The sequence below is a fragment of the Flavobacterium polysaccharolyticum genome (genome assembly GCF_038739875.1).
In the GTDB taxonomy this organism is placed as follows: domain Bacteria; phylum Bacteroidota; class Bacteroidia; order Flavobacteriales; family Flavobacteriaceae; genus Flavobacterium; species Flavobacterium polysaccharolyticum.
In genome coordinates, this window is record NZ_JBCGDP010000003.1 from 42,879 (window position 1) to 57,198 (window position 14,320).

At 37.1% G+C, this 14,320-nt stretch carries 10 protein-coding genes; 3 read left to right on the forward strand and 7 right to left on the reverse strand.

Annotated elements, in window-relative coordinates:
- Nucleotides 1–341: 341 nt before the first annotated feature.
- Nucleotides 342–2,843, reverse strand: coding sequence for a M14 family zinc carboxypeptidase (locus WFZ86_RS03660; RefSeq protein ID WP_342690674.1), 2,502 nt, complete (start codon nt 2,841–2,843; stop codon nt 342–344).
- Nucleotides 2,844–3,103: 260 nt separating this feature from the next.
- Between WFZ86_RS03660 and WFZ86_RS03665 the strand changes: the two genes are divergently transcribed.
- The gene (locus WFZ86_RS03665; protein WP_342690675.1) at nt 3,104–4,045 is read left to right on the forward strand and encodes a polyphosphate kinase 2 family protein; all 942 of its coding nucleotides are present in this window, start codon (nt 3,104–3,106) and stop codon (nt 4,043–4,045) included.
- Between the two features lie 57 nt (nt 4,046–4,102).
- Here WFZ86_RS03665 and WFZ86_RS03670 read toward each other — a convergent pair whose 3' ends face one another.
- A complete protein-coding gene (locus tag WFZ86_RS03670) occupies nt 4,103–5,173 on the reverse strand; it encodes an AI-2E family transporter (RefSeq protein ID WP_342690676.1) in 1,071 nt (356 codons plus the stop codon).
- 397 nt (nt 5,174–5,570) lie between these two features.
- On the opposite strand from WFZ86_RS03670, the gene WFZ86_RS03675 reads away from it, so the two are divergent.
- The gene (locus tag WFZ86_RS03675) at nt 5,571–6,998 is read left to right on the forward strand and encodes an L-serine ammonia-lyase (protein ID WP_342690677.1); all 1,428 of its coding nucleotides are present in this window, start codon (nt 5,571–5,573) and stop codon (nt 6,996–6,998) included.
- Nucleotides 6,999–7,003: 5 nt separating this feature from the next.
- The gene (locus tag WFZ86_RS03680) at nt 7,004–7,375 is read left to right on the forward strand and encodes a ribosomal maturation YjgA family protein (RefSeq protein WP_342690678.1); all 372 of its coding nucleotides are present in this window, start codon (nt 7,004–7,006) and stop codon (nt 7,373–7,375) included.
- A gap of 105 nt (nt 7,376–7,480) precedes the next feature.
- Here WFZ86_RS03680 and WFZ86_RS03685 read toward each other — a convergent pair whose 3' ends face one another.
- The 5 genes from WFZ86_RS03685 to kdpB all read right to left on the reverse strand — a co-directional run bounded on the left by WFZ86_RS03685 (nt 7,481) and on the right by kdpB (nt 14,275).
- Entirely contained in the window at nt 7,481–9,199 is a 1,719-nt protein-coding gene (locus WFZ86_RS03685; RefSeq protein WP_342690679.1) for an ATP-binding protein, read from the reverse strand.
- Between the two features lie 19 nt (nt 9,200–9,218).
- On the reverse strand, nt 9,219–10,346 hold the full coding sequence (locus WFZ86_RS03690) for a sensor protein KdpD (RefSeq protein WP_342690680.1): 1,128 nt from the start codon (nt 10,344–10,346) through the stop codon (nt 9,219–9,221).
- Between the two features lie 93 nt (nt 10,347–10,439).
- Nucleotides 10,440–11,510: a porin gene (locus WFZ86_RS03695; protein ID WP_342690681.1), complete on the reverse strand. Its 1,071-nt coding sequence runs from the start codon at nt 11,508–11,510 to the stop codon at nt 10,440–10,442.
- A 121-nt stretch (nt 11,511–11,631) separates the two neighbouring features.
- On the reverse strand, nt 11,632–12,186 hold the full coding sequence (locus WFZ86_RS03700) for a K(+)-transporting ATPase subunit C (protein WP_342690682.1): 555 nt from the start codon (nt 12,184–12,186) through the stop codon (nt 11,632–11,634).
- Between the two features lie 55 nt (nt 12,187–12,241).
- A complete protein-coding gene (kdpB, locus tag WFZ86_RS03705; protein WP_342690683.1) occupies nt 12,242–14,275 on the reverse strand; it encodes a potassium-transporting ATPase subunit KdpB in 2,034 nt (677 codons plus the stop codon).
- Nucleotides 14,276–14,320: the final 45 nt, after the last annotated feature.

Here is a 14,320-nt window from a genome sequence, read left to right on the forward strand (position 1 = left end):
ATATAAGGCATATAAGGTCATATAAGTTGTGGTGTGTTGTTGTCAAGTAAAATAGAAGAACAAATAAGTTATTGGTGAATAAATCTGTTGAGAAAATTTAACCGCAAAGTTCGCAAAGCGTTACGCAAGGGACGAAAAGTTTTCTACTTTTTAATCTGTGAAAATCTGTGCAATCTGTGTCTAAAATCTTAACCGCAAAGTTCGCAAAGGGTTACTCAAGGAACGCAAAGTTATTTCACTTTCTAATCTGTGAAAATCTGTGTAATCTGTGTCAAAAAAAATAGCCATAAAAAAAGCGCGATCCTAAGAATCGCGCTTTGTAGTTTTAAAACAAAAAATGGCTAGTTCACCAAGAACAAAGCATTGCTAAAGAGTAAATTTCCGTTTTCCCAGAACGCTCTAAACAATGGATTATCTACCATATAAATTACTTTTCCAGAACCTTTATAGTCTATGGCGAAATTTACCGTTTCGGGTAATTCTTTACCAATTTCGTGACCTACGAAACCATAGCTTTTGTAGCCTTTAGGAACATACGCAATATTTGAAGCATTTTTCAATAAAGCATAATGACGGCTATCGGTTTTTAAACTGAAATATTTTTTACCTAAACCAAAGGCCATCGGATGGGTAACATCCAAAACATTTTCTATAATCGCACCTGGAATAGCATCCGACATAGCACGACGCTCTTCGTTAGCCGAATCTAAGAAACGTTTTTTCAATTCTTTTTCTTTGGCGGTTTTTTCTGCTTTTTGCTTGTCATCATCCGTCGCGTGAGCATTTAAGGCAAAACCATCTTTTCCGTCAAAAATATCCAAAGCTCCATTCATAGCAATGATTTTCCCACCACTACTCACCCATTCGTTGATGCGTTTTTGTTCTCCATCAGAGAAATCATAATTACCATCCGCCAAAATCAAAGTATTGAATTCTTGCAATTTCACTCTTCGGAAACGGTCCAAATCTACAATACTTACTGGATAACCAACGGTTTCTTCTAAATAAAACCAAACCGAACCAAAATCAGTAGAATTTACTCCTCTACCTGATAAGAACAAGATTTTCGGAGCCGTCAACAACGGAAAATTTTCTCCTCCTAAATCTCTAGCGTTTTTCGAGAATCCAGAAGATATAACAGAGAAATCCGATTTCTTTTTCACGATTTCACCCACAACTTTTTCAAAATCTACCAACTTTGGGTTATCTCCTTTGCTCACGATTAATCCACCAGGTTCTACAGTAGTGCTTCCAAAAATCGCTGGTTTCATCGCTGAACGTACTTTGATTCCTTTTTGGTGCAATAGCGCTACCACTTGAGCCGAAGTACGGTTGTTCCAAGGAATATGAAACGCATACACTGAACTCGGTATAGAAGATGAAGTTGTTTCAATCGTAGGTTTTGTTTTGATATTGATAGCATTTTTTAAAGCATAACCTTCTACACCATAAGCCAATGGTAACGCCCAAGCCGTAATGTCATAAGACAAACTATCATTCAATTTATGATTAGGTTCGAACAAAATTTGAGCAAAAACGGCTTTTTGTTGATCCACTTTTACAATCATATCATTCGGTTCGATAGTAAAGCTATTCTCTTTCTTCGTTTGGTAATTAAAACCACTAGCGGTTTGTTTGGCATCGGCATACGAAAATTCAATTTTGTTTTTTTGTAACAAATCGGCCAATTGCTCTAATTTAGGATTGCTTTTCATTACATAAGTTGCATACTTCCCTTTCATGGTTTTTCTAGAAGTATTCATAAACCCTCTAAAACCTTTCAACAAAGGTTCAACTTGAGAAGCTGCCGATTCCACTATCGTTAAAACAGTGGTAGCGTGATGTGTCAAACGATCTTTGATGGTTACACTTGCTCCGTTTTCCATCGTTACTTCTCTACCTGCACCAATACCACCTTGCTCTACTGTCATACCTACAGCTCCATTATAGGTTGGATAGGTATCTCCATAACTTGGATAAAACAAATCGAAACGCTCGCTAGTGTTGTATAACCAATTTTGCGCATCGAATTTAGCCGATATGTTTTTTCCTAACAGCGCATGAAAATCCCTTTGATATGGCTCAATAAACTCATGCAAAGGTTCTGCTGAAGGTGGGAAAAAGTAAGGCGAATTATAACCTTGTTCGTGAACGTCTGTATGTACTTGAGGCATCCATTGGTTGTACAAAGCAATTCGTTGCTGACTTTCTTTTTGGGTTTGCCAAGCCCAATCTCTATTCAAATCAAAAATGTAGTGATTGTAGCGTCCACCAGGCCATTCTTCCATATGTTCTCTATCCGTAAGGCCTGGATGCGTGTTTTTTCCAGCAATTTCATGCAACCAATTTCCGTATCTTGAATACCCATCAGGATTCACACAAGGGTCAAGAATTACCACGGTATTTTTCAACCATTCTTTAGTCGATTTATTTTCTGGATTGGTCAATTCGTAGGCAACAGTCAAAGCGCTTTCTGTTCCTGCCCATTCGTTTCCGTGAACATTAAAACTCAACCAAACAATTAGTTTATCACCTACAGTTTTGGATTGATTGGGTGCCATACCAATGGCTGCTAAATTGTTCAAACGAATTTCCTCCAAATTGGCTAAATTTTCAGGAGTAGAAATATAATACACATTCAAATTGCGGTGCTCTGCCGTTTGTCCGTATCGATTGGATTTGATATAAGGCGTTTGGGCTACCAAATGCTCAAAATAATCTTCAACTTGATGATAAAACGTAATGTGTTTGCCATAATCAGGAATGAACTGAGAAGGGCTTTTTACTTGAGCCGAAACCCAAGCTGTGGTGACTAAAAATAAAGATAGCAATAGTTTCTTCATACTGTTTTTGGTTTATTAGAATTCAAAAATAAGGAAACCATAGGTATTGACCTAAATAAATTACAAACTAACCTAGACCTAAATTTTGTAGCTATTTTTATTAAAAAGTCTCAAAAAAAAAACTGATACACAAACATTTAAATCCTTCGAATTACGAATATACGCGAGGATTTTATTTTCACACAACAAATAAAAAAAGTAAATTTGAGTGAAACTCTTGAAAAACAACCGCTTAAAAAACTTTCTAAAATCAGACCTCCATGAGCAAAGAAGAAAAACCAAAGAAAAAAAAGCTTCTTTTTGAAAAATTAAATCCAAAAGAACGAATTGAAAGAGCCAAACAATTTTCGGCTCAATTCAAAGTGCCTGAAGAAGCTCCTTTTCAATTATCGGATTATAAAACCGATATGGAAGTTGAAATTAGCAACAAAAAATTGGCTAAAATTTTGGCCTTAGGTGTCGACGCTTTGGCTGATATGCAAGAAATTCTATATACTCAGGACAAATGGTCGTTATTACTCATTTTTCAAGCGATGGATGCTGCTGGAAAAGATGGCGCCATCAAACACGTGCTTTCGGGTGTCAATCCACAAGGGTGTCAAGTCTCTTCTTTCAAAGCACCAAGTTCCGAAGAATTGGACCACGATTTTCTTTGGCGTTGCCAAAAACACTTACCTGAACGTGGTCGAATCGGCATTTTCAATCGTTCGTATTATGAAGAAGTATTGGTCGTTCGAGTGCACGAACAAATTCTGAAAGCTCAAAAACTTCCTCAAGAATTGGTTACCGAATCTATTTGGGAGCAACGCTTTGAAGACATTCGCAATTTTGAAAAATACCTGAATCGCAATGGAACTATCGTGATTAAATTTTTCTTGAATGTATCCAAAGAAGAACAAAAAAAACGTTTCATAGAGCGCATTGACGACCAAGATAAAAACTGGAAATTCAGTACATCCGATGCCAAAGAAAGAGGTTTTTGGGACGACTATATGAATGCTTACCAAGATTTGATTCAAAAAACAACCACCACGCACTCTCCTTGGTACGTCGTTCCCGCAGATAATAAATCGTATGCGCGTATTGTCATTGCTTCGGCCATTATCAATGCTTTGGATGAAATGGGATTAGAATACCCTAGAGTAAGTCCAGAAAAAGTAGCCGAATTGCAAGAAATTAGAAAGGCTTTGCTAGAAGAATAAATTGAAATTTCTTTGCCAAGTCTGATAACTGTCTTGGCAAAGGATTTTTTTTGGGTGTTATTGATTTTCGGTTTCTAGCCAAGTTTGAAAAAGTTTATACCCTATGGTTAAAACTACTGCTCCCAAAAACAAGCCCAAAAATCCGCTAAATATAAAGCCTCCAATGGAACCAATAAAAACAACTGGCATTGGAACTGGTGCATTTTTACCTAACAAAATTGGTTTTAAAATATTATCAGATATCATAATGATGACAAACCAAATCGACAGTAAAACTGCTGTGGTTGAATCTGAAACGGCAAACATATAAATGGCAATGGGAATAACAATAGGTCCCACACCAATTTGCACAATAGCCAAAATCAAACAAGCTACCGCCCATAAACCCGCAAAAGGAACACCAGCAATGAAAAAGCCTAAACCTGCCATAACTGATTGAATTATAGCAACACCCAAAAATCCTTTTACTACATTCTGTATCGTCTGCACCGTTACAGTTGCAAAATGCTCTCCGTGCGCTCCAACTAACTTTTGAAAAATTTTATTGGAAACTATCTTCAAATTCTCTGAATACGCTAATATAAATCCTGCAATAATGATGGAAATGTTGAATTGCAAAATTCCTTTGCCTACACCTGCTAGTGCCGACAATAACCAAGTTCCAACAGTGGTTACTTGTTCCGAATATTGTAAAACAGTTTCCTGAAGATTATCCGAAGCGTGTTGCCAAATATCTAAGATGGGCCTGGCAAATGAAGGCCAATTGGCTGTAGTTTCACCTGGAGGTGGAATTAACGGTTTCCCTTCTTGATAGGTTTGGGTCAAATAGGAAACCCCTTCATATAGTGATTCAGTTACCAAAGTACTTGGAATGATAATCACACTCAAAAGAACTAATGTCAATAAAAAAACAGGAGATTTTTTCCTTCCTCGCATCAGTTTTACAAACGATTTATAAACGGGATACATCGCAATGGCTATTACAATGGCCCATATTAAAATCAAAATAAATGGTTGCAAAATCGCAAAACACCAAAACAAAATAATGGCCAATGCGCCTAATCGAATAATGATATCTGTAATTTTTTCGAATTGATTTTCTTCAGAATTGGATTGTTGCTCTTCCATATATTTTTTGATTTATAAAAGTAAATATATCAATTTTAAAAACATCTTTTCCTTCAAAGCCTCTGCAAAAAGAGAACACAATGTTCTTTTGAATTTATATAAGTTGCTGGCGATTTACCAAACAATATTCTCGCTAAGACGCTAAGGCGCAGTATTCACAGAACTTTCTTTGCGACTTTTAGGCTTTGCGATAAATCAATATAAAGTATGACACTATTTTGTTTTGATTGCTTAATAGAGAGTAATGACAGTGCTACATTGTACAGAATATTAAAAAATAATTAATTTGATTCTCATTTAAAAAGAATTCAATAACAGAAAACTTATTTTGACATAAAATTATGCAGATTTAGCATCGATTCGTTTATCTTTGTTTTACAAATTTTACTCTAGAATTATGGAAGAATGCATTTCTGTTTTCGATATGTTAAAGATTGGCGTAGGCCCATCTAGTTCTCACACCTTAGGTCCTTGGCGTGCTGCCGAACGTTTCCTTGAAGAATTACGTCAGGATTTTGATTTGGAAAGCATCACTAGAGTGAAAGTAGATTTGTACGGTTCGTTGTCTTTGACAGGTAAAGGGCACGCTACTGATTTGGCCGTGATGCTAGGTTTAAGTGGACAAGACCCAGAGTACATTCCGGTGCAAGATATTGACGGAATCATCAAAGCTATTGAAAGCAATCATTTGATTCAATTAGGCAACGAAAAAGCCCTTCCTTTTTATATTTTACAAGACATTGTTTTTCATAAAGACTTTCTTCCCTTTCACGCTAATGGTCTAACCTTTACTGCTTTTTTTGACAATGAAACCGAATATGCTTCCACTTTTTATTCGATTGGAGGCGGATTTGTAGTAAAAGAAGAGCGTAGCGATGCCAAACAGAAAGTCGCTATAAAATGTGCTTTCCCCTTCCCTATCAACAATGCCGCAGAATTACTAGATTATACCCAAAAAGAAAACAAAAGCATCTCTGAAATTGTCTATGCCAATGAGATTTCGATGCGTCCTGAAGCTGAAGTGCACAGTGAATTATTGCGCATTTGGCACACGATGTTAGAATGTATGTACATTGGCTGTCATTCAGAAGGCATATTGCCTGGTGGACTTAATGTTCGCAGAAGAGCTTTTGATATGCATCAAAACTTGATTGGATTATCGAATTATGATTCGCCGCAATCTTGGCTAGAAGAAATTCGAAAAACTGAAGTGAAATTTCGTCAAATTCTGAAATGGGTGAGCTGTTTTGCCTTAGCCGTAAACGAAGTAAATGCCGCTTTGGGACGCGTCGTTACAGCGCCAACCAACGGAAGTGCTGGGGTTATACCAGCCGTATTGATGTATTATATGGTGATTGAAAACCATCAAGCTGATGAAAAACAAATCAAACAATTCTTGATGGTGGCAGGCGAAATCGGAAGTATTTTCAAAAAAGGAGCCACTATCTCTGCCGCTATGGGTGGTTGTCAAGCCGAAATTGGTGTATCATCGGCTATGGCTGCGGGCGCTTTATGTGAAGTAATGGGCGGAACCCCTGCACAAGTATTGATGGCTGCCGAAATTGCAATGGAGCACCACTTGGGCTTAACTTGTGACCCAATTGGTGGTTTGGTTCAAATTCCGTGTATTGAGCGCAATACGATGGGCGCTATTAAAGCCATCAACGCAGCAGAATTGGCACTTGAAACCGATTCTAAAAACGCCAAAGTTCCTTTAGACAAAGTAATTGATACGATGTGGCAAACTGCCAAAGATATGAACTCTAAGTACAAAGAAACCTCAGAGGGTGGATTGGCGATAGCGGTTAATATGGCTGATTGTTAATACATATGAAACCTCGTTTCGTATACTTTATTCTTGCCCTTCTTACGATTGTATTGGGAATTGCTTCCCGAAAAATAGAGGGAATTCCCTTGTTTGTGGGCGATATCTTGTATGCCGTATTGGTTTATTTTGGTTTTCGGTGGCTGTTTTTGAAAAGTAAAATACTGTGGCAAATTGGACTTCCTTTACTGTTTTGCTTTTTAATAGAAATACAACAACTTAGTACATCCGCCAAACTAGTTGCGATTCGGGAAACCACTTTATGGCATTATGTTTTGGGACAAGGTTTTTTGTGGAGTGATTTGTTGTGCTACACGATGGGTATTGGGTTAGCGTATGCTGTAGACCAATTTTGGATCAAACAAAAGGTGTCTTAATCCCTAAAATCTCTCGAAATAACGACTGCCCTAGCCCTGATGGGAACGGCATCCTGTGGCGCTGGGGTTCAGCGACACAGATACAGTGGACAGCAGGATTAGCTCCTAAACACTCCCTAATTTGAAATAAAAAGTACAACCCAATCCGAGTTCACTTTTTACGCCAATGGTTCCGTTTTGCGCCTCGATGAACTCTTTTGAAATGGCCAATCCAAGTCCTGTACCCGTTTTATGGCTTCCGGGAATTTGGAAATATTTATCAAAAACTTTGTTTTTGTATCGAACATCTATTCCCTTTCCTTTGTCAATTACCGAAAAAACAACTTGATGTTTTTCGCTTTTTAACTGTATGGTAATCGTGCTTTTCTCGGAGGAATATCGTAGGGCATTGGTCAAAAAATTAATCAAAACCCAAACGGTTTTTTCGCTATCTGCTTTGATGCTTGGCAGGTTTTCATCGGCTTCAATCACTAGTTCAATTTGTTTTTGCTCTGCTTGTACTTTTACGGCTTCTGTGGCATACTGTGCCATTTCGTATGGATTGCTTTTTTCTATATTCAACTGAATGTTTCCAGTTTCTACTTGTGAAAGTTCCAACAATTCTCCAGTAATTTTCAACAAACGGTCACTGTCTTCCTTGATGCTATCGACCAAGTGTTTTTGTTCCTCGTTAATCGCGCCTGTTCTTTCATTTTCAAGCAATTGCAAGCTCATTTTTATCGAGGAAATAGGTGTTTTTAATTCGTGAGAAACGGTGGCTATAAAATTGGTTTTGGCAAAATCTAATTCCTTGAAAAAAGTAATATTTCTCAAAATAATTACATTTCCGATGGCTATCGCTTGGTCTTCGCCTGTTGGTTTTATGGTGATTTTTACAATTTCTTTTTCAAAATAACTTTCTTTATCATCGCCAAAAATCTTCATTATTTGCGCTTTTTCATTTTCTGATTTATCTACGATTAAAGATTGCATTAAATCATTCGTCAAAGCCAAATTTTCAGCCGATTTCCCGACAACCTCCTCTTGTTTCAACCCCATAATTTTGATGGCTTCATCATTGATAAACAAAATCACGCCATCATTATCTAAACCAATAATTGGGTCGTTCATATTATTGATTAAGGTCTCTAAACGCTTTTTCTCAAAAGACAATTTGTACAAATTGCTATTGTGGTATTCTTGCAATTTTTCGGCCATTGTATTAAAGGAATTGGCCAAATCTCCAAATTCGTTATGATTCATAAAATGCACCCTTTCAGTATAGTTTTTATTGGCAATTTGCTGAATACTTGCTGTAAGTTCCTTGATGGGATTGGCAATATTATTGGGCAAGTTGACCAACAAATTAAAGGCAATCAAAAAGCACAGCGTTCCCACAACTGCAATCCAAAAGTTGGCTTTTTCGGCGGATTGTTGGGCGATTCCACCTTTTTCCTTGATGGCATTCATATTCAATTGCATAATATCATAAATATCCGTTCGAATTTGTGCTTTTAGCTTTTCATCCTGAAGATTTTGTTTCAAAAAAGCAAAACCTTGCTTGAGTCGCATCGTTTTTTCGAACTCACCTTTTTCTGTAATATTAGCCACTTGAGCCTCTAAATTCTTTTGAAAAACAGCAACTTCACCCACAGAATCAGGCGTAATTTTATCCAAAGCCGTTAGCATATTTCGAGAGTATTCTAAGGTGATATAGTTGGCTTTTAAAATATTTTGAGTGTCTTTTTTTATCAAAAAAACGTAATAGGAACTGACCAATGACAGGATAATGATTAAGCAAAATAGCAATCCTACGCCTAGATTTAATTTAGTTTTGATTCTCATTTTAGGATAGTATTATAAATTATGATAAAATTACTAAATCAACATTCGATAACGAAAGCGTATTCAATAATCGTCTGAAAAGTGAAGTTGATAAAATGGCGTTTAGTAAACTATAGTGCGGTTTTCCAATACAAACGGTTGTAATTTGTTTTTGTTCGACTATGGCCAAAATAGCATCGGTGATTTTCTTGTTTTCTACTTTAATTACTTCTGCGCCTAGTTCTGTGGCCAACTTAAAATTATTAATCAAGCGTCTTTGTTTGTCTAAAGCAATTTTGTCGCTGCTCTCCTTTGGCGTTTCAACATACAAAACATACCAATCGCTATTGTAATAAGTAGCCAAACGAGCCGTTTTTCGAATCACTATTTTGGCAGTTACATCATTAGAGCTGATGCAAGCCAATAATTTTTCGTGACGCAATGCGGTTTTTTTAGGAATTTCATTTTCTACTTTTCGAACCACTTGGCTCGCCACTTCTTTCAATGCTAATTCACGCAATTGCAAAATTTGGTCCGACTTGAAAAAATTATTCAAAGCCGTTTGAATTTTATCCGCAGTGTAGATTTTCCCTTCTTTTAATCTGGCAATTAAATCCTCCGAAGTCAAATCGATATTCACTACCTCATCGGCTATTCGGAGCACATTATCTGGAACTCTTTCTTTGACATCTATATTCGTAATCTGCTTTACACTTTCATTCAAACTCTCAATATGTTGGATATTTACCGCCGAAATCACATTGATTCCAGCTTCGAGAATTTCCAAAACATCTTGCCAGCGTTTTTCGTTTTTACTTCCTTCGATATTGGTGTGCGCCAATTCATCTACAATCACCACTTCGGGACGCAAATTGATAATCGCTTGCACATCCATTTCTTCGAGCTGCTTACCTTTATAAAAAATACTTCGACGCGGTATAATTGGCAAACCGTCAAGTAATTCGTGGGTCTCTTTGCGATTATGCGTTTCGATATAGCCAATCTTAACGTCAATTCCTTTCTTCAACAACGTATGCGCTTCTTGCAACATTCGGTACGTTTTGCCAACACCCGCACTCATCCCAATGTAAACCTTGAACTTTCCTCTGCGCGATTTTTGGATTAAATCGAGAAAGTGCTTTACGTTATTTTCTTTTTCATTGTCCATAATAAACAATTTGGTTCTTAGCATTTAAACCATTAAGATGTTAAAACAACTAACATCTTAATGGCAAATAAATAATTGGTAGCAACTTTCCTCTTAGAGAGAAATGGCAAGAGAGGATGTCAAGAATACATTACTATTGGTTGGATTATTGCTTTTTAAAAAGATATCGTCTTTGCTATTTAATGAACGTGCTTCCAATCGGAACATAATGTTACTAGCTACCAAATAATCAAAATTTGCAGAGAAACCATAGGTCTTAAACCCATTTGACGTTCCTGTTGCTATGATTACCTCATTTTTATCCTGATAATATTCTCCTCTAGCCGCCAACTGAATTTTGTCTGTTGGTTTGCATTGAACGATTACTGATGGATTGTACCAAACATCGTAATCACTACTTCCTTTTGCGGATTGCTGCGCTCCAATATCAAAACCAGCAATTACACTTGTTTTTTCGGACACTTTAAATGTTGCGAAAAAATCGTTAAAATAGCGCCATTTTTTATCGACATCAGGCTGTTCATTTCCAACATAAGTACTCCAATTTAATGATATACTTGCTGATGGTTTAAAAGTCACTTGAGTTCCAAAAGCAGGCGTTTGATTGCCATCAATTTTTTGAATACGTTGCCAACCATTCAAATACATTGCTGCCAAATACCATTTCTCCGATTTCGAAGTGTAGCCTATTTTTACACCCGATTCATAATAAGGTGTATTATCGGCACTCAAACTTCGGGTCAAAGTCATACAATCTTTCCCAATCGCACTTTCAAATCCAATATGCGAAGGCATAATTCCAGCATCAATCCAAAGATTGTGTTCTTTTGAAATTTTCACCCCCACATTCGCTTCAAACACATTTTGCAACAAGTCTTGCTCTGCCGCCATATTGTACTGAGCATAAGTGCCCGCCATTAGGGCAAAATTCGCGCGAACATTCTCTTTCGAATAATTCACTTTGGCCATACCCAAATTCAAATTCACTTCATTTGACCTATTATAATTGTAAATAAATCCCGATTTGGTATGATTCTCGGGTTTCCCAAAATCATAACTATAATACCCTTCTACATAACCCGAAAAGGTAAACGGACTTTTTTCTTTATCTTGAGCTGTAACGAAACCAAAAGCTAACAAAGCTGTAACTACTATTTTATTCACTTGATTCTTATTTTTAATTAGGAGCTAATCCAGCTATTCACTGCAATCTTTAGTGCCAAACCCTGGCACTAAAGGATTTCCGTTACTATCTGGGCTAGGGCATTTCGTATTTTAAGACGTTTTATTTTAATTTATCCAAGGCTACATTCAACTCTAAAACATTTACCGTTGAAGTTCCCATTACCGATGGTTTATTGATGTTAGATTCTACCAAAGCTTTTACCTTTTCTTCAGACAATTTTCTTACTTGGGCAACTCTTTTCACCTGAATCAAAGCACCTTCTGGCGAAATATTGGGGTCCAAACCACTTCCCGAAGCCGTTACCAAATCCGATGGAATCTCCGCTTTTTTCAAATACGGATGTACGATTAAAAACGTGTCGATTCTTTTTTGTACCAAAGCCAGATACTCTGGATTGCTTGGACCTTTGTTGCTTCCCGCACTTCCTGCAGCGTTATAATCTACTGCTGATGGACGACCCCAAAAATAGTTAGCTTCATCAAATTTTTGACCTATTTTTTGATACCCTATTACTTTTCCATTAACCGAAATAGTTTCTCCCTTTCCGTTATTGGGAGCAAATTGTGCAATGCCATAAATAGCCAATGGATAAATTACAGCGAATAAAATTACCATTAATACGGTTAATTTTAGTATTGAAAATATGTTTTTCATTTTTGTTTTTGTTTTTTTAAACCTGACAGGTTTCAAAAACCTGTCAGGTTTGGTTTTACATAAATAACGTTACCACTAAATCGATGGCTTTAATTCCAATAAAAGGCACAATTATCCCGCCCAAACCGTAAATCAAAAGGTTTCTTCTTAAGATAGCTTCTGCACCAATTGGTTTGTAATCCACTCCTCTTAAGGCTAACGGAATCAAAATCGGAATAATAATCGCATTGAAAATCACAGCCGATAAGATAGCACTTTCAGGACTGTGTAGTTGCATAATATTCAACCCTTGCAAGGCAGGAATTGCAGTAATGAACAAAGCAGGAACAATTGCAAAATATTTGGCCACGTCATTCGCAATCGAGAAAGTAGTAAGCGTTCCTCTGGTCATCAATAGTTGTTTTCCAATTTCTATGATTTCGATTAACTTGGTTGGGTCATTGTCTAAATCCACCATATTACCCGCTTCTTTAGCGGCTTGAGTTCCACTGTTCATCGCTACACCAACATTGGCTTGAGCCAAAGCAGGTGCATCATTGGTACCATCACCCATCATCGCTACAAGTTTGCCTTGTTCTTGTTCGTTTTTGATGTAATTCATTTTATCCTCAGGCTTAGCCTCGGCAATAAAATCATCTACACCAGCTGCTTCTGCAATAAATTTGGCTGTCAAAGGATTATCTCCTGTTACCATTACCGTTTTCACACCCATTTTTCTTAAACGTTCAAAACGTTCTTTCATACCCGTTTTGATAATATCTTGCAACTCAATCACCCCTTGAACAGCGTTATTTTTAATAACTACCAATGGTGTTCCTCCTTTTGATGAAATAGTAATAACCGTTTGTGCGATATCCTCAGGAAAAACATTTCCTGCTTGCTGAACAATATTTTTTGCCGCATCTTGAGCCCCTTTTCTAATATTGGTTCCATCTCTTAAAACTACGCCACTGGTTCTGGTTTCGGCAGTAAATTTGATTAAAGTAGCTCCCTCGATAGATAATTTTTGTGCAACTTCATTTCCTGCCAATTCCACAATACTTTTTCCTTCTGGTGTGTCATCTGCCAAAGAACTTAAAACAGCCGATTGAATAAATTCCTCTTGCGAAACTCCTTTTGCAGGATAAAAATTCGTTGCTTTTCTGTTTCCAATGGTGATGGTTCCTGTTTTATCCAAAAGCAATACATCAATATCTCCCGCAGTTTCTACTGCTTTACCTGATTTGGTAATCACATTGGCCCGCAACGCTCTGTCCATACCCGCAATTCCAATAGCAGAAAGTAATCCACCAATAGTCGTTGGAATCAAACAAACGAAAAGCGAAATGAAAGCTGCGATTGTAATAGGTGCATTCGCATAATCGGCAAAAGGTTTTAAGGTCACACAAACAATCACGAAGATTAAAGTAAATGCTGCCAAAAGAATGGTCAAAGCAATTTCGTTTGGTGTTTTCTGACGGCTTGCTCCTTCTACCAAAGCAATCATTTTGTCCAAGAAACTTTCTCCTGGCTCTGAAGTTACAATTACTTTAATTTTATCAGACAATACTTTTGTCCCTCCAGTCACAGATGATTTGTCACCACCTGCTTCACGAATTACAGGAGCACTTTCTCCAGTAATGGCACTTTCATCAATGGTTGCCAATCCTTCGATAATCTCACCATCCGTAGCGATGACATCACCTGCTTCACAGACAAACACATCTCCTTTTTTCAGAGCAGATGAACTTACATTTCTGATTGCTCCACTTTCTAAAAGTTGACGCGCAGGAGTTTCTTCACGCGTTTTTCGCAAACTATCCGCCTGTGCTTTACCTCTTGCTTCCGCAATAGCTTCGGCAAAATTAGCAAACAAAAGTGTTGCTAATAAAATCAAGAATACAATGAGATTGTAAACAAAACTACCTTGATTGGATGCGCCAAATAAAATGGTAAGACACACAACAAACATAATAGCAGTACCAATTTCAACGGTAAACATTACCGGGTTTCTGAACATTGTTTTTGGGTTAAGCTTTACAAAAGACTGCACTAATGCTTCTTTTACTTGCTTACTTTCAAACAATGATTTGGAATTATTTTTAGTCATTTTAAAACGAGTTAAATGTTTAAATGTTATTCGATTATAATTAGT

Bases quoted from the DNA above. Each gene is read 5' to 3' on its own strand.
- WFZ86_RS03660 (WP_342690674.1), bottom strand. From the start codon at position 2,843: ATGAAGAAACTATTGCTATCTTTATTTTTAGTCACCACAGCTTGGGTT.
- WFZ86_RS03700 (WP_342690682.1), bottom strand. From the start codon at position 12,186: ATGAAAAACATATTTTCAATACTAAAATTAACCGTATTAATGGTAATT.
- kdpB (WP_342690683.1), bottom strand. From the start codon at position 14,275: ATGACTAAAAATAATTCCAAATCATTGTTTGAAAGTAAGCAAGTAAAA.
- WFZ86_RS03685 (WP_342690679.1), bottom strand. From the start codon at position 9,199: ATGAGAATCAAAACTAAATTAAATCTAGGCGTAGGATTGCTATTTTGC.
- WFZ86_RS03680 (WP_342690678.1), top strand. From the start codon at position 7,004: ATGAAACCTCGTTTCGTATACTTTATTCTTGCCCTTCTTACGATTGTA.
- WFZ86_RS03670 (WP_342690676.1), bottom strand. From the start codon at position 5,173: ATGGAAGAGCAACAATCCAATTCTGAAGAAAATCAATTCGAAAAAATT.
- WFZ86_RS03665 (WP_342690675.1), top strand. From the start codon at position 3,104: ATGAGCAAAGAAGAAAAACCAAAGAAAAAAAAGCTTCTTTTTGAAAAA.
- WFZ86_RS03690 (WP_342690680.1), bottom strand. From the start codon at position 10,346: ATGGACAATGAAAAAGAAAATAACGTAAAGCACTTTCTCGATTTAATC.
- WFZ86_RS03675 (WP_342690677.1), top strand. From the start codon at position 5,571: ATGGAAGAATGCATTTCTGTTTTCGATATGTTAAAGATTGGCGTAGGC.